24 protein-coding genes are annotated in these 23951 nt (G+C 68.8%); 15 read left to right on the plus strand and 9 right to left on the minus strand.

Features of this window, described 5'->3' with window-relative positions; all coding sequences use genetic code 11:
• Positions 1-19: 19 nt before the first annotated feature.
• The 4 genes from glcF (at position 20) to QNJ30_02960 (ending at position 3872) form a co-directional block, all read left to right on the plus strand.
• A complete protein-coding gene (glcF, locus tag QNJ30_02945) occupies positions 20-1351 on the plus strand; it encodes a glycolate oxidase subunit GlcF (protein ID MDJ0942390.1) in 1332 nt (443 codons plus the stop codon).
• Positions 1352-1590: 239 nt separating this feature from the next.
• Positions 1591-2544: an HTTM domain-containing protein gene (locus tag QNJ30_02950; protein MDJ0942391.1), complete on the plus strand. Its 954-nt coding sequence runs from the start codon at positions 1591-1593 to the stop codon at positions 2542-2544.
• A complete protein-coding gene (locus QNJ30_02955) occupies positions 2537-3082 on the plus strand; it encodes an HTTM domain-containing protein (GenBank protein MDJ0942392.1) in 546 nt (181 codons plus the stop codon). The genes QNJ30_02950 and QNJ30_02955 overlap by 8 nt, the downstream gene beginning before the upstream one ends.
• Before the next feature lie 244 nt (positions 3083-3326).
• Positions 3327-3872 (plus strand): DUF2199 domain-containing protein, encoded by a 546-nt coding sequence (locus tag QNJ30_02960; protein ID MDJ0942393.1) that lies wholly within the window; start codon positions 3327-3329, stop codon positions 3870-3872.
• A gap of 21 nt (positions 3873-3893) precedes the next feature.
• Here QNJ30_02960 and QNJ30_02965 read toward each other — a convergent pair whose 3' ends face one another.
• Positions 3894-4979 (minus strand): M14 family metallopeptidase, encoded by a 1086-nt coding sequence (locus QNJ30_02965; GenBank protein ID MDJ0942394.1) that lies wholly within the window; start codon positions 4977-4979, stop codon positions 3894-3896.
• A gap of 88 nt (positions 4980-5067) precedes the next feature.
• Here QNJ30_02965 and QNJ30_02970 point away from each other — a divergent pair, with 88 nt between their 5' ends.
• Entirely contained in the window at positions 5068-5616 is a 549-nt protein-coding gene (locus QNJ30_02970) for a tetratricopeptide repeat protein (protein MDJ0942395.1), read from the plus strand.
• A gap of 99 nt (positions 5617-5715) precedes the next feature.
• Positions 5716-6639 carry an EamA family transporter RarD gene (gene rarD, locus QNJ30_02975; GenBank protein MDJ0942396.1) on the plus strand — a complete coding sequence of 308 codons (924 nt, stop codon included), beginning with the start codon at positions 5716-5718 and terminating at the stop codon, positions 6637-6639.
• A gap of 15 nt (positions 6640-6654) precedes the next feature.
• Here the strand turns inward: rarD and pyk are convergent, their stop codons facing one another.
• Genes pyk through QNJ30_02990 form a run of 3 tightly spaced genes read right to left on the minus strand, consistent with a single transcriptional unit; the run spans position 6655 to position 10156 of the window.
• Positions 6655-8070, minus strand: coding sequence for a pyruvate kinase (pyk, locus tag QNJ30_02980; GenBank protein MDJ0942397.1), 1416 nt, complete (start codon positions 8068-8070; stop codon positions 6655-6657).
• A 56-nt stretch (positions 8071-8126) separates the two neighbouring features.
• Positions 8127-9398, minus strand: coding sequence for a glycerate kinase (locus tag QNJ30_02985; protein MDJ0942398.1), 1272 nt, complete (start codon positions 9396-9398; stop codon positions 8127-8129).
• The gene (locus tag QNJ30_02990; GenBank protein ID MDJ0942399.1) at positions 9395-10156 is read right to left on the minus strand and encodes an FCD domain-containing protein; all 762 of its coding nucleotides are present in this window, start codon (positions 10154-10156) and stop codon (positions 9395-9397) included. Before QNJ30_02990 ends, QNJ30_02985 begins: the two co-directional genes overlap by 4 nt.
• A 214-nt stretch (positions 10157-10370) precedes the next feature.
• Here QNJ30_02990 and QNJ30_02995 point away from each other — a divergent pair, with 214 nt between their 5' ends.
• Positions 10371-11117 (plus strand): Fe-S cluster assembly protein HesB, encoded by a 747-nt coding sequence (locus QNJ30_02995; GenBank protein MDJ0942400.1) that lies wholly within the window; start codon positions 10371-10373, stop codon positions 11115-11117.
• Here QNJ30_02995 and QNJ30_03000 read toward each other — a convergent pair.
• On the minus strand, positions 11071-12072 hold the full coding sequence (locus tag QNJ30_03000; protein MDJ0942401.1) for a 4-hydroxyproline epimerase: 1002 nt from the start codon (positions 12070-12072) through the stop codon (positions 11071-11073). The two genes, QNJ30_02995 and QNJ30_03000, sit on opposite strands and share 47 nt — an antisense overlap.
• A 71-nt stretch (positions 12073-12143) precedes the next feature.
• Between QNJ30_03000 and QNJ30_03005 the strand changes: the two genes are divergently transcribed.
• The 3 genes from QNJ30_03005 (at position 12144) to QNJ30_03015 (ending at position 14502) form a co-directional block, all read left to right on the plus strand.
• Complete coding sequence (locus QNJ30_03005) at positions 12144-12980, plus strand: N-formylglutamate amidohydrolase (GenBank protein ID MDJ0942402.1); 837 nt, start codon at positions 12144-12146, stop codon at positions 12978-12980.
• Complete coding sequence (locus QNJ30_03010; GenBank protein ID MDJ0942403.1) at positions 12977-14119, plus strand: carboxylate-amine ligase; 1143 nt, start codon at positions 12977-12979, stop codon at positions 14117-14119. Before QNJ30_03005 ends, QNJ30_03010 begins: the two co-directional genes overlap by 4 nt.
• 86 nt (positions 14120-14205) lie before the next feature.
• Complete coding sequence (locus QNJ30_03015) at positions 14206-14502, plus strand: DUF1244 domain-containing protein (GenBank protein MDJ0942404.1); 297 nt, start codon at positions 14206-14208, stop codon at positions 14500-14502.
• A 15-nt stretch (positions 14503-14517) separates the two neighbouring features.
• On the opposite strand, the gene QNJ30_03020 is transcribed toward QNJ30_03015, so the two are convergent.
• Positions 14518-14700, minus strand: a complete 183-nt coding sequence (locus QNJ30_03020; protein ID MDJ0942405.1) for a helix-turn-helix domain-containing protein — start codon at positions 14698-14700, stop codon at positions 14518-14520.
• A 130-nt stretch (positions 14701-14830) separates the two neighbouring features.
• Here QNJ30_03020 and nhaA point away from each other — a divergent pair, with 130 nt between their 5' ends.
• The 3 genes from nhaA (at position 14831) to QNJ30_03035 (ending at position 17059) form a co-directional block, all read left to right on the plus strand.
• Positions 14831-16036 (plus strand): Na+/H+ antiporter NhaA, encoded by a 1206-nt coding sequence (gene nhaA / locus QNJ30_03025; protein ID MDJ0942406.1) that lies wholly within the window; start codon positions 14831-14833, stop codon positions 16034-16036.
• Positions 16033-16686 carry a carbonic anhydrase gene (locus QNJ30_03030; protein ID MDJ0942407.1) on the plus strand — a complete coding sequence of 218 codons (654 nt, stop codon included), beginning with the start codon at positions 16033-16035 and terminating at the stop codon, positions 16684-16686. Before nhaA ends, QNJ30_03030 begins: the two co-directional genes overlap by 4 nt.
• Positions 16687-16810: 124 nt before the next feature.
• Positions 16811-17059: a DUF2312 domain-containing protein gene (locus QNJ30_03035; GenBank protein MDJ0942408.1), complete on the plus strand. Its 249-nt coding sequence runs from the start codon at positions 16811-16813 to the stop codon at positions 17057-17059.
• Between the two features lie 28 nt (positions 17060-17087).
• Here QNJ30_03035 and QNJ30_03040 read toward each other — a convergent pair whose 3' ends face one another.
• The gene (locus tag QNJ30_03040) at positions 17088-17273 is read right to left on the minus strand and encodes a SlyX family protein (protein MDJ0942409.1); all 186 of its coding nucleotides are present in this window, start codon (positions 17271-17273) and stop codon (positions 17088-17090) included.
• A 23-nt stretch (positions 17274-17296) separates the two neighbouring features.
• Positions 17297-17995, minus strand: coding sequence for an SDR family NAD(P)-dependent oxidoreductase (locus tag QNJ30_03045; GenBank protein MDJ0942410.1), 699 nt, complete (start codon positions 17993-17995; stop codon positions 17297-17299).
• A 307-nt stretch (positions 17996-18302) separates the two neighbouring features.
• Here QNJ30_03045 and QNJ30_03050 point away from each other — a divergent pair, with 307 nt between their 5' ends.
• Entirely contained in the window at positions 18303-18788 is a 486-nt protein-coding gene (locus QNJ30_03050; protein ID MDJ0942411.1) for a hypothetical protein, read from the plus strand.
• Between the two features lie 52 nt (positions 18789-18840).
• On the opposite strand, the gene QNJ30_03055 is transcribed toward QNJ30_03050, so the two are convergent.
• A complete protein-coding gene (locus QNJ30_03055; GenBank protein ID MDJ0942412.1) occupies positions 18841-22311 on the minus strand; it encodes an indolepyruvate ferredoxin oxidoreductase family protein in 3471 nt (1156 codons plus the stop codon).
• Positions 22312-22744: 433 nt separating this feature from the next.
• Between QNJ30_03055 and QNJ30_03060 the strand changes: the two genes are divergently transcribed.
• Positions 22745-23944: an efflux RND transporter periplasmic adaptor subunit gene (locus QNJ30_03060; protein MDJ0942413.1), complete on the plus strand. Its 1200-nt coding sequence runs from the start codon at positions 22745-22747 to the stop codon at positions 23942-23944.
• Positions 23945-23951 lie beyond the last annotated feature (7 nt).

Genomic DNA, 23951 nt, shown 5'->3' on the forward strand with positions numbered 1-23951 from the left:
GAAGCGGGAGAGACACGGCATGCAGACCAACTTCACCCTGACGCAGCTGGCCGATCCCGACGTCGCCGAGGCCGAGAAGATCCTGCGGACCTGCGTCCACTGCGGCTTCTGCACCGCGACCTGCCCCACCTACGTGCTTCTGGGCGACGAGCTCGACTCGCCGCGCGGGCGAATCTACCTGATCAAGGACATGCTGGAGAACGACCGCCCGGCCAGCGCCCAGGTGGTCAAGCACATCGACCGCTGCCTCTCCTGCCTGTCCTGCATGACCACCTGCCCCTCGGGCGTGCACTACATGCACTTGGTCGACCACGCCCGCACCCACATCGAGCGGACCTATCGGCGGCCGCTTTTCGACCGCTTGCTGCGCTCGCTCTTCGCCTGGCTTCTGCCGATTCCGGGCCGCTTCCGCCTGGCCCTGGTCGGTGCCTGGTTCGCCCGCCCCTTCGCCAAGCTCTTTCCGGGCCGGATCGGCGCCATGCTGGCCCTGACGCCGGCTGCGATCCCGACCGCCAGCCGCTGCGACCTGCCCCAGGCCTTTCCGGCCGAGGGGCCGCGCCGGGCAAGGGTGGCGCTGATGAACGGCTGCGCCCAGCAGGTCCTGGCGCCCGAGATCAACGAGGCCACGATCCGGCTGCTGACCCGGCACGGGGTCGAGGTCGTGGTCGCCAAGGGCGCCGGCTGCTGTGGCGCCCTGACCCACCACATGGGCAAGGAGGCGCCGGCCCTGGCCTCGGCCAAGGCCAACGTCGGCGCCTGGACCCGGGAGCTCGAGGGCGAGGGCCTGGACGCGGTGATCATCAACGCCTCGGGCTGTGGCACCACGGTCAAGGACTACGGCTTCATGCTGCGCGAGGACGCCGAGTGGGCGGCCCCGGCGGCGCGCATCTCCGAGCTGACGAAAGATATCTCCGAGTTCATGGCCGACTTCGGGCTGGCCGCCCCGAGCGTCGCCTCGGGCCTGACGGTGGCCTACCACGCCGCCTGCTCGCTGCAGCACGGCCAGAAGGTGACCGCCCCGCCAAAGCAGCTCCTGACCGCGGCCGGCTTCGCGGTCCGGGAAGTGCCCGAGGGCCACCTCTGCTGCGGCTCCGCCGGCACCTACAACCTGCTGCAACCGGAGATCGCCCGGCAGCTCCGCGATCGCAAGGTGGCGAACATCGAGAGCACGACGCCCGACGTCATCGCCACCGGCAACATCGGCTGCATGACGCAGATCGCCGGCGGCACGGCAATTCCCATCCTGCACACGGTGGAGCTGCTCGACTGGGCCACAGGCGGCCCTTTGCCCAAGGCTCTGGAAGGCCGTATTCAGGCCGGGTTCGAAAGGCCGGCCGCGGCAGCGCAGTAGGCGCAGGCCCACCGCACTTGACTCCGACGGGGCGTTTCGAGCCATCATAGGTTGCAGAACCCGGCGGCGATCTGCCCCGCCGGAGGTGCCTAGAGCACGATGATATGAGGTTGACGCAACCTCATATCTGAATCCCGCTCTAAACTGCTGAAGTAGAGCGGGATTCAGGTTTGAAGTCCAATCGACTTCAAATCATCCCGCTCTAGCGGCAGATCGCATGAACACCGCGCGGAGGGACGATGCCTGGCAAGGAGAACGGCGGAATCGAAACCCGAACGCCGGGCGCGCCGGCGCAGGCGGGGCTCCTCGGACGCCTCGAGGACGGCCTCTTCAAGCCGGTGGACGCCTCCTCCCTGGCGTTCTTCCGCATCGGCTTCGGCCTGATCATGCTGGTCGAGTGCTGGCGCTTCTGGGAGCACGGCTGGATCGCGCGCTACTACATCGATCCGGAATTCTACTTCAAGTACTATGGCTTCGAATGGGTCGCGCCTTGGCCCGGCGACGGCATGTATTGGCACTTCGTGCTGCTGGCCGTGCTCTCGGTGATGATCATGGTCGGGCTGTTCTACCGGGTCGCGATCGTCGTCTTCTTTTTCGCCTTCACCTACGTCTTCCTTCTGGATCAGGCGCGCTATCTGAACCACTTCGTTCTGGTCAGCATGATCGCCTTCCTGATGATGCTGGTGCCGGCCAGCCGGATCTGGTCGCTCGACGCGCTGCTCGCCCGGCGCCGCCGGGCCGTCCCGACGGAGGTGCCGGCCTGGGCCGTATGGCTCTTCGTGATGCAGTTCGAGATCATGTACATCTTCGCCGGCATCGTGAAGGTCAACCCGGACTGGCTGCGCCTGGAGCCGCTGGCCATGTGGCTGGCCCGCCGGGCCGACGCGCCGCTGATCGGGCCCCTGTTCCTGGAGGACTGGGTGATCGCGGTCGGCGCCTACGGGGTGATCCTGCTGCACATCGTGGGCGCCCCGCTGCTGCTGTTCCGGCGCACGCGACTGCCGGTCGCGGTGGTCTACTTCGCCTTCCACCTGGCCAACCACTTTATATTCCGGATCGGCATCTTCCCCTGGGTGGCCATGCTCGGGACCCTGATGTTCTTCGATCCGGACTGGCCGCGCCGCCTGATCGAGCGGCTGCGGCAGGCGCTCGGGCGCCTCGTCTCCTCGGAGCGGAGGGTCGCCGATGTCTAGCCAGGCCATCGAACCCCAGGGGCCGAGCCGCTTCGCGCGCCGCGCCCTGCTCGCCTTCATCGGGCTCTGGCTGGCGGTGCAGATCCTGGTGCCCCTGCGCCACCTGCTCTATCCCGGCAGCCCGCACTGGAACGAGGAAGGCCACCGCTTCGCCTGGCAGATGAAGCTGCGCGACAAGAAGGCCGAGGCGTTCTTCACCGTCCTGGACCCGGCCAGCGGCGTGAAATGGACCGTCCATCCCGAGGATTTCCTGCTGCCGCACCAGGCGCGGAAGATGCCGACACGCCCCGATATGATTCTACAGTTCGCCCACTACCTGGCGCAGGTCTGGGCCGAGGAGGAGGGCCTGAAGAACGTGGAGGTCCGCGCCCGGGTCTGCGCCTCCCTCAACGGCCGGCGGGCCGCGCTGCTGATCGATCCGGAGCGCGACCTGGTGCCGATCGAACGCGATCTTTGGCACGCCGACTGGATCCTGCCCTTGACGCAGCCCTTCGAGCGGCCGCCCGAGCGGACCAGGCGGCGCAACCTCGACTGCTGACCGCCGCCCGGACCGCGTCGATGTCTCTTCCCGGAGGCAAGCTATGGGCGAAGCGGGCGATGTTTCTTCCCGACAAAGCATAGGCCATAAGGCCTAAGCAATCTTCGGCGCCGCCTTCACCAATTGTCCATCACCTTGCGGCAAGCTGCTGGCTCTCGGCTGTGGCGGCACCGGGAGCCCGTTTCGTGCGGGTTCGGCCGCCTGCCTTCAGGCGGCGTGAGGGCCGCGCGCGGAGGACGGATAGATGTTTCGTTTCAAGTGCGCCAGCTGCGGCGACTTCCACAGCGGAATTCCGGACATTGGCTGGTCCTATCCCGTCTTCTACCTGGACGTGCCCGAGGCCGAGCGCGAGGATCGCTGCGAGCTGACCAGCGACTCCTGCGTCATCGACGACACGTGGTTCTTCATCCGCGGCTGTCTCGAGATCCCCGTGATCGGGACCGAGGAGGTCTTCGCCTGGGGCACCTGGGTGTCCCTGAGCGAGGCGGACTACGAGCGCTTCGTCGAGCTCTACGACGTCGACCGCCGGGCCGAGGAAGGCTCCTTTCTGGGCTGGTTCTCTAGCAACATCGAGCTCTTTCCCAAGACCACCGAGCTGAAGGCCCGCGCCCACCTGCGCGACGGCGGCCTGCGGCCCTTCATCGAGCTGGAGCCGACCGACCATCCGCTCGCGGTGGAGCAGCGCGAAGGCATCACCTTGGATCGCCTGCGCGAGATCTACCGCTTCTTCAAGATCAGCGTCCTGCCCGAGGACGGCACCCAGGACTTGCTGCAGCCCCTGAGCGCCTGACGGCCGCCCGGCCCTTCGCCGTCAGGATTCGGCCATGCCCCGGAGCGCCAGGCGCTGGGTCTCGACGGCGCGGTCCCAGATCATCTGCTTCCAGTCCTCGGCGTCCTGATAGAAGGCTTCGCGGATCTGCGCCTTGATGGCGCGGCCCTTGGGCGACTCGAGGTCGCCGTGGACATGCAGCCAGTTGTCGGCGCGCAGGGCGCGGCGGACCAGGGGCGTGGGCAGGGTGCCGTACTCCAGCGCGATGCCGGTGACAGCGACATCGGACAGCGCCCGCTCCATGCCCTGGAGGTTGACCCCGTTCAGCTCGCAGGCCGAGGACGTGCCGAGGCTGGGGCAGGTCATGTCGCCCTCGTACCACTGCTCGGCCCGCTTAAGGGCGCCGCTGTCCGGGCGATGGGCACAGATCCGCTCGCCGTAGCCCCGTGGCCCGAGGCCGGTGTGGTAGTCGATGATCGCGACCTGCTCGGCGGAGGCGGGCAGGCGGCCCAGGATCTCGAGCAGGGTCCGCCGCGACCAGGTGTCCTCCCGGCCGCCGTAGAAGATGCCCTCGGGATGGCTGTACTGGCCACCGGAGATCGCCATCTGCAGAGCGTGGCCGCCTTCCCGCTCGCCGTAGGCCGCCAGCTGCGCCTCGGTCTCGGCGATCACCGAGTCGTTCCACTCAGTCGGGCAGAGGATCTCGGCCAGGTCGCGGTAGCCCGGGTTGTCCGGATAGGGGGCCGCGTGGTCGACGAAGTTGCGGTTCAGATCGACGTTGTCCTCGGTGACCCGGCGGATCCAGGCGAAACCATGCGGGTTGATGGCGTGGATCTGCAGGGACGCGGTATCGGGCGGAAGCTCCTTGTAGAGACCGCTCTCCAACCAGCCGAGCTGCACACCGGAGCCGCAGAAGCCCTCGGCGCCGTGGGTGCCCGAAACTGTCAGCAGAAGGTTGCGGGGCGCCTCCGGGCCCAGCCAGGCGGCGTCGGTGACGAGCGCCTCGTCGTTCGGGCCGCGGCCGGGGTTCTCGTGGTGCTCGACCCGGGCGCCGGCGGCCTGCGCGGCGTCGAGGAACCTTCGCCGCGCTTCCGTGTAGTCCGAAGAAAAGTACTGGCTGACAGACATCGCCGCTCCTCGATCCTGCGCAACTGATTCGATGGGTCCCAAAAAGACCTGCGTTCGCTTCGGGATCTGCGCCATACTAGAATACGTGATGGCGCGAACCGCAATCGTCTTGCTTCTGCTTCTGGGTCTGGCGACGCCGGCTGCGGCCGACCAGGACGACCCGCGCCTCGACCGGCTCTTCGAGCAGCTCTACCACGCCCCCGACCATCTTGCCGCGCAGGCCGTCGAGCACGCGATCTGGGAGATCTGGCTGACCTCCGAAGACGATGCCGTCAATGCCCTGATGAGCGAGGGGGTCGCCGCCATGCAGCGGCGCGACTTCGTGACCGCCCTGCGCAGCTTCGACAGCATGGTCGTGCTGGCGCCGGACTTTGCCGAGGGCTGGAACAAGCGGGCGACGGTCCACTACCTCATCGGCGCTTACGAGAACTCGCTGGAGGACATCGTCCGGACCCTCAACCTGGAGCCGCGCCACTTCGGCGCGCTGTCCGGGCGCGGGTTGATCCTCCAGGATTTGGGCCGCAGCGAGGAGGCCCTGGGCGCCTTCGAGGCCGCCCTGGATCTCAACCCGCAGCTGCCCGGCGCGCGGTTCAACGCCGAGGCGCTGCGCAAGCTTCTCAAGGACAGCGCGATCTGAGCCACGCGCGGCCCCTGCATGACCGCCATGCGAAGTCGGCATGTGGCGTGCCGGGCGGCCTCGGCTAGATTGACGCTCCACAGGCGGGCCGGGGCGCGGATGGCACGGCAGGACGAAAGGAAGCAGGCCGTCTCGGGGGTGCTCTTCGCACTTTCTGCCTTCGGCATCTGGGGAGTCAATCCGGTCTACTTCAAGGCCGTCGCCCATCTGCCGGAGCTGGAGGTGCTGGCCCATCGCGTGGTCTGGACCGTCGCGCTGCTGGCGGCCCTGGTCACGGCCACCCGCGGCTGGGCGCCCATCGGACGGGCGCTCCGCGACCGCCGGACCCTCGGGCTGCTGGCGCTCAGCACGGCGTTAATCTCGGTCAACTGGTTCATCTACATCTGGGCGGTCGTGGCGGAGCGGGTGCTGGAGACCAGCCTCGGCTATTTCATCAATCCGCTGATCAGCGTGCTGCTCGGGGTGCTGGTCCTGGGCGAGCGTCTCTCACGGCTCCAGGGCGCCGCCGTGGCGCTGGCCGCCCTGGGAGTCCTGAACCTCGGCGTCGCTACCTCAGGTCTGCCCTGGGTCGCCTTGTCCCTGGCGGTGACCTTCGGGTTCTACGGTTTGATCCGCAAGACGGTCGCCATCGGCTCGGCCGAGGGCCTGCTGGTCGAGACCGGTCTGATGCTGCCGCTCGCCTTGGTCTATCTGCTGGCGGTCGGCGGCAAGACCGGATTCTTCGGCAGCGGCAGCCCCGCCGACGTCCTGCTCCTGCTGGCGGCGGGCCTGGTCTCGGCAACGCCCCTGCTGTGCTTCACCAGCGCCGCCCGGCGGCTGCGCCTCTCCACCGTCGGCATGTTCCAGTACCTGGCGCCCAGTTGTCAGTTCCTGCTCGCCATCTTCGCCTTCGGCGAGACCTTCACCCGGGTGCATCTGGTCACCTTCCTGTGCATCTGGGCGGCCTTGGGCATCTTCACGCTGGACTCGCTGCGCCGTTCGCGGCGGGTACGCCCCGCCGCCGCCCCGGCCGGGGCCGAGTGAGTCCGACGCTTCGGTTCAGTCCACCCAGGCGATACGCAAGACGTTGGTCGCCCCCGGGGTGCCGAAGGGCACGCCGGCGGTGATCACCAGGCGGTCGCCGCTGTCCGCCAGCTTCTCCTTCGCTGCCAGCCGGCAGGCCTTGCCGACCATCTCCTGGAAGTCGCGGACGTCAGCGGTGTGGACGCTGTGCGCGCCCCAGAGCAGGGCCAGCTGGCGGGCCGTCGCGAGCTTCGAGGTCAGGACCAGGATCGGCACCACCGGGCGTTCCCGGGCGGCACGCAGGGCGGTCGAGCCCGAGGTGGTGTAGCTGACGATGGCGGCGGCAGAGATGGTCTCGGCGACCTGGGCCGCGGCCGCCGAGATGGCGTCCGGCGCGGTCTTCTCCGGCTCCGGGTGCAGGGCCTGGATGATCGGCGCGTAGTGCCGGTCGCCCTCGGTCCTGGCGATGATCCGGTCCATCATCTGCACCGCTTCCACCGGGTAGTCGCCGGCGGCGGACTCGGCGGAGAGCATGACCGCGTCGGCGCCGTCGTAGACCGCGGTGGCCACGTCGGAGGCTTCGGCGCGGGTGGGCGCCGGGGCCGAGATCATGGATTCCAGCATCTGGGTGGCGACGATCACCGGTTTTCCAGCCAGGCGGCAGAGGCGGATGATCTCCTTCTGGCGGCCGGGGACCTCCTCGGGGGCCAGTTCGACGCCGAGGTCGCCGCGGGCGACCATGAAGCCGTCGGCGCTCTCGACCAGCTCGCTCAGGTGGTTCAACGCCGCCGGCTTCTCAATCTTGGCCATGATCGCCGCCCGGCCGGCGATCAGGCGGCGCCCCTCGGCGATGTCCTCCGGCCGCTGCACGAAGGACATCGCGACCCAGTCGGCGCCCAGGTCGAGGCCGAACTGCAGGTCGCGGCGGTCCTTGTCGGTCAAGGGCGAGATGTTCATGACCACGCCCGGCAGGTTGACGCCCTTGTGGTCCTTGAGCGTCCCTCCGGTGACCACCTGGGTCTCGGCGAAGTCCCGGCCCAGCTTGGTCACCCGCAGCCGCAGCTTGCCGTCGTCGAGCAGGATCTCGGCGTCGGTCTCCAGGGCCTCGAAGATCTCCGGGTGGGGCAGGGACGCGCGCTCGGCGCTGCCGGGCGCCGGGTCCAAGTCGAGGCGGAAGTGCGCGCCGGGCGCAAGCGTTGCCTTGCCGCCCGCCAGCTCGCCGACCCGGAGCTTCGGCCCTTGCAGGTCCATGAGGATCCCGATCGGGTGGTCGAGCTCGCGCTCCAGCTTGCGGATGACGTCGACGCGGGACCGGTGGTCGTCGTGATTGCCGTGGCTGAAGTTCAGGCGGAAGACGTCGGCGCCGGCCTCGACCAAGGCGCGGATGGTCTTGGCGTCCGAGGAGGAGGGCCCGAGGGTGGCCACGACCTTGGCTTTACGTATACGTCGCATACGGGAAGCTTAGCGCCCTTTTGTGAAGACCTGGGGACAATTCTGCGGGTTACCGCCTATTCGGGCAGCAGGAGGATGGCGCGGAAGTCGTTGACATTGGTCAGGGTCGCGCCGGTGACCACCAGGTCGTGCAGCGCCTCGAAAAAGCCGTAGCTGTCGTGGCCGGCCAGGCAGGCCTCGGGGTCCAGGCCGAGGTCCCGCGCCCGGCCCAGGCTGTCCGGTCCGGTGATAGCGCCGGCGTTGTCCTCTGAGCCGTCAATGCCGTCGGTGTCGCAGGCGATGGCGTACAGCCGGGGGTCGCCCGCGGCGGCGAGGGTCAGGCCGAGCAGGTACTCGGCATTGCGGCCGCCCCGGCCCTTGCCGGTCATGGTCACCGTGGTCTCGCCGCCGGAGAGCAGGACCAAGGGCCGGTCGACGGGCAGCAGGGCCAAGGCCTCCTCGGCCTGCTGCCGGCCGAGGTCGCGAGCCTCGCCTTCCAGGTCGTCGCCAAGGATCCGGACGTCGGCCCCGGCCGCCCGGACGGCCTCGGCGGCGGCCTCCAGGGCACCGACGGGCCGGGCGACCATGACCGCCTCGGCGCCGGCGAGCCGGGGATCGCCCGGCTTCGGGGTCTCGTCCTCGGCCGCCGCCAGGTGGCGTTGCACCGCGTCCGGCGGCGTGATGCCATAGCGCTCCAGGACCGCACGGGCCTCGGCGAAGCTGGTCGGGTCGGGCACCGTCGGGCCCGAGGCGATGGTCGCGGGGTCGTCGCCGGGCACGTCGGAGATCAGCAGCGTCAGCACCTTGGCCGGCGCCGCGGCGGCGGCCAGGCGGCCGCCCTTGATCGCCGAAAGGTGCTTGCGCAGGCAGTTCATCTCTGAGATCGTCGCCCCGCAGCGCAGCAGGGTGCGCGAGACTTCCTGCTTGTCTTCCAGGGTCACGCCCGCTGCCGGCAGGGACAGGAGCGCCGAGCCGCCGCCGGAGATCAGGCAGAGCACCAGGTCATCGGGGCCGGCATCCCGGGCCAACTCGAGGATGCGCTCCGCGGCTCGGCGGCCGGCCGGGTCGGGGACCGGGTGCGCGGCCTCGACGATCTCGATCCGGCGGCAGTCCGTGCCGTGGCCGTAGCGGGTCACGACCAGGCCGGATAGGTCGTCCAACCGTTCGGCCGGCCAGTTCGCCTCGACCGCGGCGGCCATGGCCGCGGAGGCCTTGCCGGCGCCGAGCACGAGGGTTCGGCCGCTGGGCGGTGGCGGCAGGTGCGGCGGTACGACCAGGGCCGGGTCGGCGGCGTCCAGCGCCGCTTGGAAGAGCCGGCGCAGAAAGGCGCGGGGCTCGGCGACGGTCATGGCCGGCCGCCGGTCGCGGCGGCCGGGGCCGGCTCCGGTGGGGCGGCATAGGCGGCGATCACGGAGGAGAGGTGGTCCGTCATGGCCTTGGCCGCCGCCGCCTCGTCGCCGGCCTGGATCGCCTCCAGCACCGCCCGGTGCTGGGCCAGGAAGCGGCGGTCGTCCTCCGGCGTCGGGCAGAGCTCGAAACGATGGAAGGCGCAGTTTTCGCTGAAGATGTCGCCCAGCACGCTCAGCAGATGAAGGTAGACCGGGCTGTGCGAGGCCCGCGCGATCGCCATGTGGAAGGCGAAATCGTCCTCGGCCTTGTGCTTGGGCTCGCGCGCGGGATCGGCCATGACCGCGAAGAGCCGGGCGATCTCCTCGAGCTGTTCCGGCTCGGCCAGCCGGGCCGCCCGGCGCGCCGCCCAGGCCTCGAGCTGGGCTCTGAGCTCGGCCAGGTCCAGCAGGTTCCGAAGGTCGGCGCGGACCAGCCGGCCCAGGCCGCGGTCGAGATTCTCGGAGCTGGCGATGATCCGGGTGCTGCCGCCCTGGGTCGCGGAGACCAGGCCCTGGGCCTTGAGCTGCTGCAGGGCGGCCCGGACCGAGACCCGGCTGACGTTCATCATCTGCGCCAGCTGGCGTTCGCCCGGCAGGCGCTCTCCCGGGACCAGGCTGCCGCTGGCGATCATGCGCAGCAGCTCCTGGGCCACGCGGTCTGCGACCCGTTCGCGGGGGATTTCGTGGAACCGCGGATCCTGAGCGGCGGTGGGGTCCAACCCCTCCTCGCTGCCGCCCGAGGGCGCCTGCGGTCGCTGATTTGGTCGGTCGTCAGGCATCTCCACCCGGCTGGTCTTTTGGTATGACCAATCTAGCCAAGACCGGGGCGCCGTGAAAGCCATCCCGCCGTCATGGCAGCCATGCAGAGTCGCAGCCGGCAGCTGTGCTCAATGTTCTTTATTTGTTCTTTTAGTTGTGCAACTATGAAGCGCAATGCAGCTTCTCTTGCCACTCAGCGGCGAGGCCGCGCTGATCGCCGAGGTCCATGGCCGCCTGCTGGCCCGATTCGGACGGCCCGGTCCCTTCCGGCCTCTCGATCCGGTCAGCCAGCTGGTCATGGGGATCATCGGCGGCCGCACCCTCGGCGCCGACTCCCTGCGTGCCTTCGAAGCCCTGCGCGCCCGTTTCGCGAGCTGGGAGGCGCTGCGGGACGGGCCGGCTGCAGCAGTCGAAGCGGCAATCCGGCCCGTCACCTACGGGCCGGCAAAGGCGCAGCACCTGCAGCGGGCGCTCCATCAGTTGACCGCCCTTCGGGAGCGCCTGGAGCTCGATTTCCTGGGCGATTGGCCGGTCGAATCCGCGCTCGTTTGGCTCGAACGCCTGCCGGGGGTCGGCCGCAAGGTGAGCGCCGCCACCCTCAACTTCAGCACCCTGCGCCGGCCCGCTCTGGTCATCGACACCCATCACCTGCGGGTGCTGGCGCGGCTGCACTTGGTGGATCCCCGCGCCGCCATCGCCGAGGCCTACGATCACATCGTGCCCCGCCTGCCGAACGGCTGGGACGCCGACGACCTTGACGACCACCATCAACTGCTGAAGAAGCTCGGCCAGACCTACTGCCACGCCGGGACGCCGTCCTGCGGTGGCTGCCCGCTGCGGGATCTCTGTCCCAGCGGGTGCATGGCGCCGGTGATCAGACGACCTGAAAGCCGTGGGCGTAGGGGTCGCGCTCGTCGATGAAGATCGTGTTGAAGCCGGTGATCCGGGCCCAGCCCTCGATCGAGGGGACGATGCCGGGATGGTTGCCGACCCGGGTCTCGGCCTCTATGCGGCCGTGGAACAGGCTGCCGATGATGCTCTCGTGGACGAAGTCCTCTCCGACCTCGAGTTCGCCGCGGGCCGCCAGCTGGGCCATGCGCGCCGAGGTGCCGGTGCCGCAGGGGCTGCGGTCGATGGCTTTCTCGCCGTAGAACACGGCGTTGCGGGCCCGGGCCTCCGGCGCCTTGGGCTTGCCGCTCCAGAGCATGTGGCTGACGCCCCGAATCGTCGGGTCCTCGGGATGGGCGACCTCCAGAGTGTCGTTGATTCGGGCGCGCAGCTGTGGGGAGAGCCGCAGGATGTCGCCGGGCGTCAGGTCGTCCAGATCGCAGTAGTTCGGCTGCGCCTCGACGATGGCGTAGAAGTTGCCGCCGTAGGCGACGTCCAGCTCGAGCGGCCCCAGCTCGGGGCAGTCGACTTCGACGCCCTCAGCGGCCAGGTAGGCCCCGACGTTGGTGATCCGCACCCCCTCCACATGGCTGCCGGCCCGGCGGTAGCGGGCCTCGACCCGGCCGGCGGGGGTGTCGAGATCGAGCCTTCCCTCCTCCCGCGGCTGGACCAGGCCGCGCTCTAGGGCGAAGGTCACGGTCCCGATGGCGCCGTGGCCGCACATCGGCAGGCAGCCGCTGGTCTCGATGAAGAGCACGCCGACGTCGCAGTCCTCGCGGGTCGGCGGGTAGAGGATGGCGCCGGACATCATGTCGTGGCCGCGCGGCTCGAACATCAGGCCGGTGCGGATCCAGTCGTAGCGGGCGAGGAAGTCCTGGCGCCGGGCGCTCATGGACTCGCCCTGCAGGGGCGGACCGCCGCCGGCGACCAGGCGCACCGGATTGCCGCAGGTATGACCGTCAATGCAAAAGAAAGTGTTCGGCCGTATCTCTTCCATGCTGCCCTTCCGCGGCGCCTCGTGGCCGACTTGTTCGGCCTTCACCGCCGGGACTATAGTCCATGCAGATGTCTACAGCCTCCCAATTTCCAGGTGCCTCCCAGAGCGCTTTGCTGGCCCCGGACGAACCGGCGCCGGTGGTCGTCGAGAACCCCGGGGGACCGGCGCCCCTGCTGCTGCTCTGCGATCACGCCAGCGCCTTCATCCCCGCGGCCCTGGACCGCCTGGGACTGGACGGCGCCGAGCTGGCCCGCCACATCGCCTGGGACATCGGCGCCGCCGAGGTGACCCGCGAGTTGGCCCGGCTGCTGGACGCCCGGGCGCTGCTCAGCCATTTCTCGCGCCTGGTCGTGGACCCCAATCGCTGGCCCGAGGACCCGACCCTGGTGCCGCAGATCTCCGACGGCACCGTGGTGCCGGGAAACCGGGACTTGGGGGCCGAGGCGATCGAGGTCCGTATGGCAACCTTCTACCGACCCTATCACGACGCGATCGAGGCCGAGATCGAGCGACGGCTCGCGGCCGGCGAAACGCCTGCGGTGGTCTCGGTCCACAGCTTCACGCCGGTCATGCGCGGCGGCGAGCGGCCCTGGCAGGTCGGCGTCCTTTGGCAGGAGGACGTCCGGCTCCCGGTGCCGATGATCGCCCGTCTCCGCGACCGGGGCCTGGTGGTCGGCGACAACGAGCCCTATTCCGCGCGGGCGGGGCTGGGGCATACTCTCGAGAAGCACGCCGACCCGCGTGGCCTGCCGAACCTTCTGATCGAGGTGCGCCAGGACCTGATCGACACCCGGCACGGCGCTGCGGCGTGGGCGGCCATGATCGCCGAGGAACTGGCGCCGATTCTGGCCGATCTCGCGGCGGATGCGGAGATAAGAACGGCAGGGGCGGGGACATGACTCTCAAGGAACCGAGCTTCACCATCGGCATCGAAGAGGAGTACCTGCTGGTCGACCGCGAGACCCGGGAGCTGGCGACCGACGTCCCGCCGGACCTGGTCGAGGACTGCGGTAAGCGGGTCGAGGAAGGCCAGGTCACGCCGGAGTTCCTGCAGTCGCAGATCGAGGTCGGCACGCGGGTCTGCGACACGGTCAAGGAGGCCGCCGAGGAGCTCGGACATCTGCGCCGCCTGGTCGCCGAGGTGGCCGAGGAGTACGGCTTCGCGCCGATCGCGGTCTCGACCCATCCCTTCGCCGACTGGGAGCAGCAGAAGCACACCAATAAGGAGCGCTACAACGTCCTTGCCCGGGACATGCAGGCGGTCGCCCGGCGCCTGCTGATCTGCGGCATGCACACCCACGTCGGGATCGACGACGACGAGCTGCGCATCGACCTGATGGGACAGGTCAGCTACTTCCTGCCGCACCTTCTGGCGCTCTCGACCTCCTCGCCCTTCTGGCGGGGCGAGAAGACAGGACTAATGTCCTATCGACTCTCGGTCTTCGACGAGCTGCCGCGCACCGGTCTGCCGGAGAGCTTCGACAGCTACAGCGAGTACCAGCGGCACCTTGGAATCATGACCGCGGCCGGCCTGATCGAGGACGCCTCCAAGATCTGGTGGGATGTCCGGCCTTCGGTGCGCTTCCCGACCCTGGAAATGCGTATTCCCGACGTCTGCCCACGGATCGAGGACGGCGTCTGCATCGCCGCCCTCTACATCTGCCTGCTGCGCATGCTCTACCGCCTGAAGCGCGAGAACCAGCGCTGGCGGCGCTACAGCGCCATGCTGGTGCGCGAGAACCGCTGGCGGGCGCAGCGCTACGGCGTCGCCGAGGGCCTGGTGGACTTCGGCAAGGGTGAGATCGTCGATTACAAGGGCCTCCTGGAGGAGATCCTGCAGCTGATCCACGTCGACGCCCTGGCCCTCGACTGCGTCGCCGAGGTCGAGCACGCGCGGACCATCCTCACGCGCGGCACCAGCGCGCATCGCCAGATCGAGGTCTATGAGCAGGCGGTCTCCGAGGGGGCGGAGCGCCAGGAGGCTCTCAAGGCCGTGGTCGACCTTCTGATCGAGGAGAGCATGGCGGGAATCGCGTGAACCGACCGCGCGCGTTGGCCGCTGACATCGGCGCGGCCGCACCCTAAATGGATTCTCAGATCCAAGATCTTGCAAGGAGACCAGGGATGGACGACCAGACCCGTACCGAACTCGAGGCTGCGGCGTTTCGCCGGCTCGTCGCACATCTGCGCGAACGTACGGACGTACAGAACATCGACCTGATGAACCTTTCGGGCTTCTGTCGCAACTGCCTGTCCAAATGGTACGCCGCGGCGGCCGAGCAGAAGGGGCTTGAGATCGGCTACGATCAGGCCCGGGAGATCGTCTACGGCATGCCCTACGCGGAGTGGAAGGCCAAGTACCAGACCGAGGCCTCGGCGGAACAGAAAGCCAAGTTCGAGGCGGCCCACCAGGACCACTGAGGCCGGCCTCGGCGGTCAGGGCGCCCGGTTGGCATGGGCCTCGACGAAGCGCTCCAGGTCGTTGACCGCGACCCGCCAGTCGCGGCCAAACTTGAAGGCCCTGAGCTCGCCTTCCTTGATCCAGACGCGCACCGTGGCTTCCTTCACTTTCAGAAGCTCGGCGACCTCGTGCAGGGTCAGCATGGGCTTGCTCAGCATGGCGGCGGCCTCGAAACGGCGTATTGCTGTGTTTTCCGTGGTTCTACGTTGAATATATGATCTTCTTGAAGTTTTTATAAGCCTTACCATCTCTGGAATTTTGGGGTCGTAGCTCACCGGGGGATCAAGCGTGTCGATCGCGACCATCAGGGAATTCCTGCGCCACGAAGCGACGGCCGGCCTGCTGCTCATGTCGACGGCGGCTCTGGCGCTGGTGCTCGACAACTCGCCGCTGGCCGGGCTCTACGACGGTCTGATCGCGACCCCCGTCGTGGTGCAGGTCGGCGAGCTCGAGATCGACAAGCCCTTGCTCCTCTGGATCAACGACGGCCTGATGGCGGTCTTCTTCCTGCTGGTCGGATTGGAGATCAAGCGCGAGGTGCTGGAGGGCGAGCTGTCCTCGCGGTCTCAGATCATGCTGCCCGGTATCGCCGCGCTCGGCGGCATGGCCGTCCCCGCGGCGGTTTACGTCGCGATCAATTGGCAGGACCCGGTCCTGCTGGACGGCTGGGCCATCCCGGCAGCCACCGACATCGCCTTCGCGCTGGGCATTCTGGCGTTGCTCGGCTCACGGGTCCCCGTGGCGCTGAAGGTCTTCCTTCTGGCGCTGGCGATCCTCGACGACCTGGGGGCGATCATCATCATCGCGCTCTATTACACGTCCAACCTCTCGCTGGCGTCGCTGGCGGTGGCCGGGGTGGGGGCGACGGCCCTGATCGTTCTGAACCGGCTAAGGGTGATGCGCCTGGCGCCCTATATCCTGATCGGGATCGTGATGTGGGTCGGCGTCCTGAAGTCCGGCGTGCACGCAACCCTGGCTGGCGTGGTGCTGGCCATGGCGATCCCACTGCGCAACGGCGAGCCGGGCGAGGAACCCCCGCTGAAGCGCCTGGAGCACGCCCTGCATCCTTGGGTCGCCTTTGGCGTCCTGCCGGCCTTCGCCTTCGCCAACGCCGGCGTCCCGCTGGCCGGGCTGTCGCTCCAGTCCTTCCTGGAGCCGATGCCCCTGGGCATCCTGCTGGGGCTCTTCCTCGGCAAGCAGCTGGGCGTTTTCGGCGCGGTCTGGCTCGGCGTGCGGGCCGGGCTCTGCCGCTTGCCGAGCGGCGTGACCTGGCTCCAGATCTACGGCATCGCGCTGCTGGCCGGGATCGGCTTCACCATGAGCCTCTTCATCGGGACGCTCGCCTTCGCCGACCCCGCCTACAGCGCCGGCATCCGGCTGGGCGTGCTCGGCGGGTCGATCCTCTCGGCCTGCTTGGGATACGCGGTCCTGCGCTTCGCCTTGTCGGAACGGGCCGAGGAGGCTGCGGCGCGTCCTGGGGCACAGCCGTCATGACCCGGGACACCGCGACCGGCACCGAGGACCTGATCGAGGGATATCGGCAGTTCCGTCGGTCGGAGTATCCGACCCAGAAGCGGCTCTTCGAGACCCTCGCCGCGCGTGGCCAGGTGCCGCAGACCATGGTGATCAGCTGCTGCGACTCCCGGGTTGACCCGGCACAGATCTTCTCGGCCGGCCCCGGCGAGCTCTTCGTCGTGCGCAACGTCGCCAACCTCGTGCCGCCCTGCGGCAAGGGCGGCGACTACCACGGCACCAGCGCGGCCTTGGAGTTCGCCGTGACCGGGCTCAAGGTCCGGAACATCGTGGTCCTCGGCCACGCCAGCTGCGGCGGCGTTCGGGCCTGCCTCGAAGGCGCCAATGACCCCGACGTCGGCGGCCGCTTCATCGGCCCCTGGATGTCGATCCTGACGCCCGCGCGCGACAGGGTGCTGAGCGAGCACGCCGGCGCCTCGGACGAGACCCGCCAGCGCGCCCTCGAGCACGCCGGGGTTCGGCAGTCGATCGAGAACCTGCACAGCTTCCCCTTCGTCGCCCAGGCCCTCGCCGCCGGCGAGCTGCGCCTGCACGGCGCCTACTTCGGCATCGCCACCGGCGAGCTGGCCTTCTTGGACAGCGCCAGCGGCGAGTTCAGGACGGTCGCTTGAGCCGCGGCGACCTGCGCTTCGGGCCCCTTGCCGCTCGCCCGGCCGGCCGCTAGGGTGCGCGGCCTTCGGAGCCGGGGACACTGGCTTCGGATCATCAGATCGACATCACAGGGAGATGAAACGCATGGCCGATGTGGGCGGGATCGCGGCTGACCGGCTCAAGTCCTTCATCGAGAGGGTCGAGCGCCTCGAGGAAGAGAAGGCGGCGCTGAGCGCCGACATCCGCGAGGTCTATGCCGAGGCCAAGGCGACCGGCTTCGACACCAAGATCATGCGCCAGGTCGTCAAGCTGCGAAAGATGGACAGCAACGACCGCCAGGAGCAGGAGGAACTGCTCGACCTCTACAAGCGCGCCGTCGGTCTGGAGATCTGAGGGGGCCCTGCGTTCTGTCCCTGGCGGCTCAGCCGAGATCGCCGCGGCGCAGGGCCTGATGCAGGCGATCGGCGACCTGTTCGAGGTCCCGCTTCATGCCGTCGAGTGCCTGGCCCTGCTGGAAGACCAGGTCGTTGAGCTCCTCGATGATCTGCTCCTGGTGCGCCAACCGGGTCTCGAGCGCGACCAGGCGTTCCTCCTTGTCGTCGGTCATCCTCGTCTCCCGCCGCGGCGCCGTCAGAAGCGTTCGACCCAGGGACGGAGGTCAAGCTCCTGGGTCCAGGCGCTGCGCGGCTGCAGGTGGATTTGATAGGCCGCTTCGGCGATGGCGGCGGGATCGAGGACCGCGTCGGCGCCGCGCTCGGCCGGACTGTAGCCGGGCCGCTCGGCGGCGATCTGGCCATCGATGATCAGGTGGGCGACGTGGATGCCCTTGGGCCCCAGCTCGCGGGCCAGGCTCTGGGCCAGGGCGCGCAGTCCGAACTTCGGCACCGCCAGGTTGGCGAAGCCGGCGCTGCCCCGCAGGGCCGCCGTCGCGCCGGTGAAGAGCAGGGTGCCGGCGCCGGCCTCGAGCATGCGCCGCGCCGCCGCCTGACCGACGTTGAAGCCGCCCAGGCAGCCGACTCGCCAGCAGTGCTCGAAGTCCTCCGGAGTGATCTCCAGGATGCCGCCGGGCCGGTAGGCGCCGGCGTTGAAGGAGACCACGCCGGGGCTGCCGAGGTCGCGGTCGACGGCGGCGAAGAGCGCCTCGACCTCATCGTGGTCTGTGGCGTCGCAGGCATAGGCCCGGCCGCCGGTCTCCGCCGCAAGGTCCTCCAGCTCGTCCTTACGGCGCCGCGCCACGGCAAGCTTCATGCCGGCTTGCGCGAAGCGGCGGGCGAGGGCGGCACCGAGGCCCGGGCCGGCCCCGACGACGACTGCGACATCCTGGGTCATGGTGATCTTCCTCCGTCCTTGGCCTAGCGGGGTGGAACTCTAGCAGCGCTTCGCAGGCCGAGGCCACGCTGGCCCAGGTATCCGAGCGGTCTGCATCAGAATTCTATTTGCAATTGCGAAGCATTCTCATTAGCGTGAAGACCATCGTGTCGAGATATTCGGCTTCCTGCCGTCCTTCGGGACAGCGCGCTACCGGGTCCGGTTCAACTACGGGGAACGCCATGGAACAAAACGCGCCCGAGCTTACAGCCGGCATTGGTGCCACGGCCACCGCCTTGGCGACGATGCCGGCGAGCGAGGCCGTCTGATGCTTCGAGAACTGTCCGAGCTCGCAGAGGCCGAGGCGGTGGTCCTCCGGGCCCTGCGGCGCTGGATCGTCGGCGCCAGCAGCAAGGATCCCCGGCTCTGGTCCCTGGCCTGGAACGACTTGGCCGTGGCTTTCGGGTCCGAGGCTGGCCGCGATCTGCTGACCGCCCTGATCGGCATGGTGCGCGAGATCTGCGGCTATGCTCGGCGGCCGATCGAATATCACCAGCCCTGCTGTCCCTGCGTCTGCGCCGACGAGGTCTGCATCCTGGCACTGCTCGGCGCCTGCCAGCGCGCCGAGACGCAAATCGCCCGCAGCCTCGCCGAATGGCTGGTCTTGAGCGAGGGGGCGCCGGGCCTTTTGGAAGCGGCCAGGAGACTTGCGGCGGTGCTGGCCGCTCAAGGTTGCCGTCTGCCCGATCGGAGCGTCTCCGCGCCCCAGCCGACGGTTTCGCCGCTGCGTCCTGCGGCGGCGACCCTTCATTAGGAACGCGCGATCTTGGGTGAATCCGAGTCTTTGTCTCTGGGGTTCGGAGCGGCTACTCCGCCGCGCTCCTGACCGTCTGGGGATTGCGGAAGGCCTGAAGCAGTTCCGCTTCCTGGGCCTTGGCGGCCTCGAGATGGGCCTCCTTGACGTGACCGTAGCCGCGGATCTTCTCCGGCACCGAGGCCAGGGCCACCGCAAGGGCGTGGTTGTCGTGGTCGAGCCGGCCTGCGACCTCGTCGATCAGCGCGGCGTAGTCTCGGATCAGCTGCCGCTCGCTCCGCCGCTCGGCGCTGTAGCCGAAGACGTCGAAGGGCGTGCCGCGCAGACCGCGCAGCCTGGCCAGCAGCTTGAAGGCCGTGAAGATCCAGGGCCCGTATTCCTTCTTCTTGAGGTGCCCCGTCTCCAGGTTCTTTTCGGCGACGATCGGCGGCGCCAAGTGGAAGTGGAGCTTGTAGTCGCCCTCGAAGGTCTCGCGTAGCTTGGCCTCGAAGTTGCCCTCGGTGAAGAGCCGCGCCACCTCGTACTCGTCCTTGTAAGCCATCAGCTTGAAGCCGTAGCGGGCCACGGCGTCGGCGAAGCCGGCGAGGCCGGGCGTGCGGCTGGCCTCGGCGCTGCGCGCCGTCTCGACCAGGGCGAGGTAGCGCGCCGCGTAGGCGGCGTTCTGGTAGTCGGTCAGGAAGCGCCGGCGACGCTCGATCACCTGGTCCAGGGTCTCGGAGAGGTGATGGCTCTCCGGCTCGGCCTTGGGCGCCGCGGCCGTCTGGACCGCCTCCAGGTCGTGGGCGGCGCGCCGGCCCCAGAGGAAGGCGCGCTTATTGGCCTCGACCGCCACGGCGTTGACCTCGATCGCCTTGACGATCGCGTCGCCGGACAGGGGCACCAGGCCCTTCTGCCAAGCGTAGCCGAGCATGAAGAGGTTGGTGGCGATGGAGTCGCCCATCAGGGCGGTGGCGATGCGGGTCGCCTCCAGGAAGTCGGCCCGGCCGCCGCTGGCCTGCTTGATCAGCTCGTGCAGGCGCTGGCCCGGGAAATGGAAGTCCGGGTTGCGGGTGAAGTCGCCGGTCACGGTCTCGTGGCTGTTGATCACCGCGTGGCTCTCGCCCGGGGTCATCTTGGAGAGCGATTCGAAGCCCGCGGCGACGACGAGGTCGCAGCCCAGGACGAGGCGCGCGCCGCCGGCGGAGATCCGCACGGCGTGGATGTCCTCCGGCTTCGGCGCCAGGCGGATGTGGCTGACCACGGCGCCGCCCTTCTGGGCCAGGCCCGCCATGTCGAGGATCGCGCAGCCGCGACCCTCCAGGTGCGCGGCCATGCCCAGCAGAGCGCCGATGGTGACCACGCCGGTGCCGCCGACTCCGGTGATCAGGATGCCGTAGGGCGCGTCCAGGGCTGGGACCTGGGGCTTCGGGATCTCGGGCCAGTTCATGCTGCCGGTCTCGGCGGTCTTGCGCTTGCGCAAGGCCCCGCCGTGCACGGTCACGAAGCTGGGGCAGAAGCCGTTGACGCAGGAGAAGTCCTTGTTGCAGGAAGACTGATCGATGGCGCGCTTGCGCCCGAACTCGGTCTCCACCGGGGTCACCGAGACGCAGTTCGAGGCGACCGAGCAGTCGCCGCAGCCCTCGCAGACCAGCTCGTTGATGAAGGCGCGTTTGGCCGGGTCGGGGAAGCTGCCGCGCTTGCGCCGGCGCCGCTTCTCCGCCGCGCAGGTCTGGTCGTAGATGATCGCGGTGACGCCGGGATAGTCGCGCAGGTCCTTCTGGATCTCGTCCAGGTCGTCGCGGTGGCGGATGGTGACGCAGGGCGCCCAGTGGGTGGTGGCCGGATACTTCTCCGGCTCGTCGCTGACCACCACGACCTTCTTGACGCCCTCGCCCTGGATCTGGCGGCTGATCATCGCCGGGTCCAGCGGCCCGTCCATGGGCTGGCCGCCGGTCATGGCCACGGCGTCGTTGTAGAGGATCTTGAAGGTGACGTTGACGCCGGCGGCGACGCAGGCGCGGATCGCCAGGATTCCAGAGTGGAAGTAGGTGCCGTCGCCCAGGTTGACGAAGACGTGCTTGGTCTTGGAGAAGGGCGCCTGGCCGACCCAGGTCACGCCCTCGCCGCCCATCTGGGTGAAGGTGTCGGTGTTGCGGTCCATCCACTGGACCATGTAGTGGCAGCCGATTCCGGCCAGGGCCCGGCTACCTTCGGGCACCTTGGTCGAAGAGTTGTGCGGGCAGCCGGAGCAGAAATAGGGGATGCGCGCAATCGGCGCCTTCTCCTGCTGCAGCGCCTTCTCCTTGTCTTCCAGGAAGGCGAGGCGCTGCTGGATGCGCTCGCTGGTGTAGAAGCGGGCGATGCGCTTGGCGATGACCCGGGCGATGCCGGCGGGGGTCAGCTCGTTGGTCGAGGGCAGCGCCCAGTCGCCATCCTCGTCGAACTTGCCGATGACCCGCGGGCGCACGTCGGCGCGCCAGTTGTAGAGCTGTTCCTTGAGCTGGTTCTCGATGACCGCGCGCTTCTCCTCGACCACCAGGACCTCTTCCAGGCCCTCCGCGAAGGTGCGGGCGCCCTCGCGCTCCAGCGGCCAGGTCATGGCGACCTTGTAGACCGTGATGCCGATCTCGGCCGCCAGCTCCTGGTCGATGCCCAGGTCCTCCAGGGCCTGCATGACGTCGAGGTAGGACTTGCCGGTGGTGACGATGCCGAAGCGCCGCTTCGGGCTGTCCAGGACGATGCGGTCCAGTCGGTTGGCCCGGGCGAAGGCGAGGGCGGCATAGGCCTTGTAGCGGTGCAGGCGCTCCTCCTGCACCAGCGGCTGGTCGGGCCAGCGGATGTTGAGCCCGCCCTCCGGCATCTCGAAGTCCTCGGGCAGGGCGATCTCGACCCGGTGCGGATCGACGTAGACCGAGGCCGAGGTATCGACCGTCTCGGCGATGGTCTTGAAGCCGATCCAGCAGCCCGAATAGCGGCTCATCGCCCAGCCGTAGAGCCCCAGGTCGAGGAACTCTTGGACCCCGGCCGGGTTGAGGACCGGGATCATGGCGTCCATGAAGGTGTATTCGCACTGGTGCGCCAGGGTCGAGGACTTGGCCGTATGGTCGTCGCCGGCCAGCAGCAGGACGCCGCCGTGGCGTGCCGAGCCCGCCGAGTTGCCGTGCTTGAAGACGTCGCCGCAGCGGTCGACCCCGGGGCCCTTGCCGTACCACATGGCGAAGACACCGTCGTAGTTGCTGTCGCCGAAGAGGTCGCCTTGCTGGCTGCCCCAGACCGCGGTGGCGGCGAGGTCCTCGTTGACCCCGGGCTGGAAGTGGATGTGGTTGTTCTCGAAGAACCTGCGGGCGCGCCAGATCTGCTGGTCGACGCCGCCCAAGGGCGAGCCCCGGTAGCCGGAGATGAAGCAGCCGGTGTTCAGGCCGGCGGCGGCATCGCGCTGGCGCTGCATCATCGGCAGGCGGACTAGGGCTTGGGTTCCGGTCAGGAAGACCCGACCCCTGTCGAGGGTGTACTTGTCGTCGAGGGAGACGTCTGCGAGTGCCATGCCGTGTCTTCAGCTCCGAAGCAGGCGGTCGTGTGAATGATCCTTCCCCCCCGGCCTTCAGGAGACTACCCGAATTATGGCCAGATGGTTAACAGCAAGCGCGGTATATAGGTAAGCTATTCTGACCTAAATGGCAAGATTTTTCCGACTCCGGTGCTGAGGTATTTCGGGCCGGCTGCCGATAACCGCTTCTCGCGCCGGTCATTTCTGGCTTCACCGGACCGCAGCCGGAGGTTCCCGCGAACAATCGACATCGAGGTGTCGCTGGAATTGAAACACTCCGGCGTTAACCTAATCTAACTGATGGGTGGCCTGCCGCGGCTCCGGACGGTCGTGCTGCGACCTTGCACGCCGGGCGGCTGGGGTCTCTCCGTTTCGGATCAAGAGCCAAACTCGTCGCGACGCCCTGCAACCGAAATCCAGGACTGCTGTCATGATTTCGACGCTCCGCCGCTTTGTCTTCGGCAACCTCGCTCTGCCTCGCAAAGCGGGTCCGCTTGCGCTGATGCCGGCGGCCCTCGCGGTCCTTTTGCTGGCCGGCTGCAGGGACGAAGAGGCGGCCGCCAATGCCCCGGCCGCACCGCCGCCGCCGGTCACGGTTGCCAAGCCTCTGGTGAAATCGATCGTGGAGGACGACGAGTTCGTCGGCCGCTTCGCCGCGGTCAGCGAGGTTGAGGTGCGGGCGCGGGTCGGCGGCTACCTGGAGCGGATCGCCTTCGAGGACGGCCAGATCGTCCGGGAGGGCGACTTGCTCTTCACCATCGACGCGCGTCCCTTCGAGACCGCGCTCGGCCAGGCCCAGGCCGAGCTGGACAGTGCCGAAGCCGAGTTGACCTTCACGCGCAGCGAGCTGACCCGTGCCGAGGAACTGATCAACCGCGGCAACATCTCGCAGCAGGCGCGCGACGAGCGGCGCCAGGCCTTTCTCTCGGCCCAGGCCCGGGTCGCCGCGGCCAAGGCGGCGATCGATCGCGCCGAGCTCGACCTGGAGTACACCCAGATCCGCGCGCCTCTGACCGGGCGGATCGACCGCGACTACGTGTCCGAGGGCAACCTGGTCGAGGCCAACGTCACGGTGCTGACCAACATCGTGAGCACCGATCCCATCTACTTCTATTTCGACATCGACGAGCGCTCCTTTCTGGCCTATGCCCGCAACGCCCGTGCGCGCGGCGCGAGGCTGCAGGAAGGCGGCGGCGGCCTGAAGGTCGAGATCCGGCTCTCGGACGACCGCGAGGCGCCCTTCGAAGGGACCTTGGACTTCTCCGAGAACCGCATTGACCCGGACAGCGGCACCATGCGGGTGCGCGCCCTGGTGCCGAACCCGGGCCTGGTCCTGCAGCCCGGGCTCTTCGGCCGGGTCAGCGTGCCCGGCTCGCTGCCCTATGACGGGATCCTCCTGCCCGACGCGGCGATCGCCAGCGACCAGAACCGGCGCATCGTCTATCTGGTCGATGGGCAGGGGCAGGTCTCGACCCGGGAGGTGCGGCCCGGCCCGCGCATCGACGGCTACCGCGTGATCCGGGAGGGACTGAGCGGCGAGGAGACGGTGGTGGTCAAGGGCCTGATGCGGGTCCGCCCAGGCGTCACCGTGGCGCCGCAGATGACCGAGCTGCCGGCCGTGGCCGAATAGGCCCGGC

The sequence above is a fragment of the Kiloniellales bacterium genome (assembly GCA_030066685.1).
Classification (GTDB): Bacteria; Pseudomonadota; Alphaproteobacteria; order Kiloniellales; family JAKSBE01; genus JAKSBE01.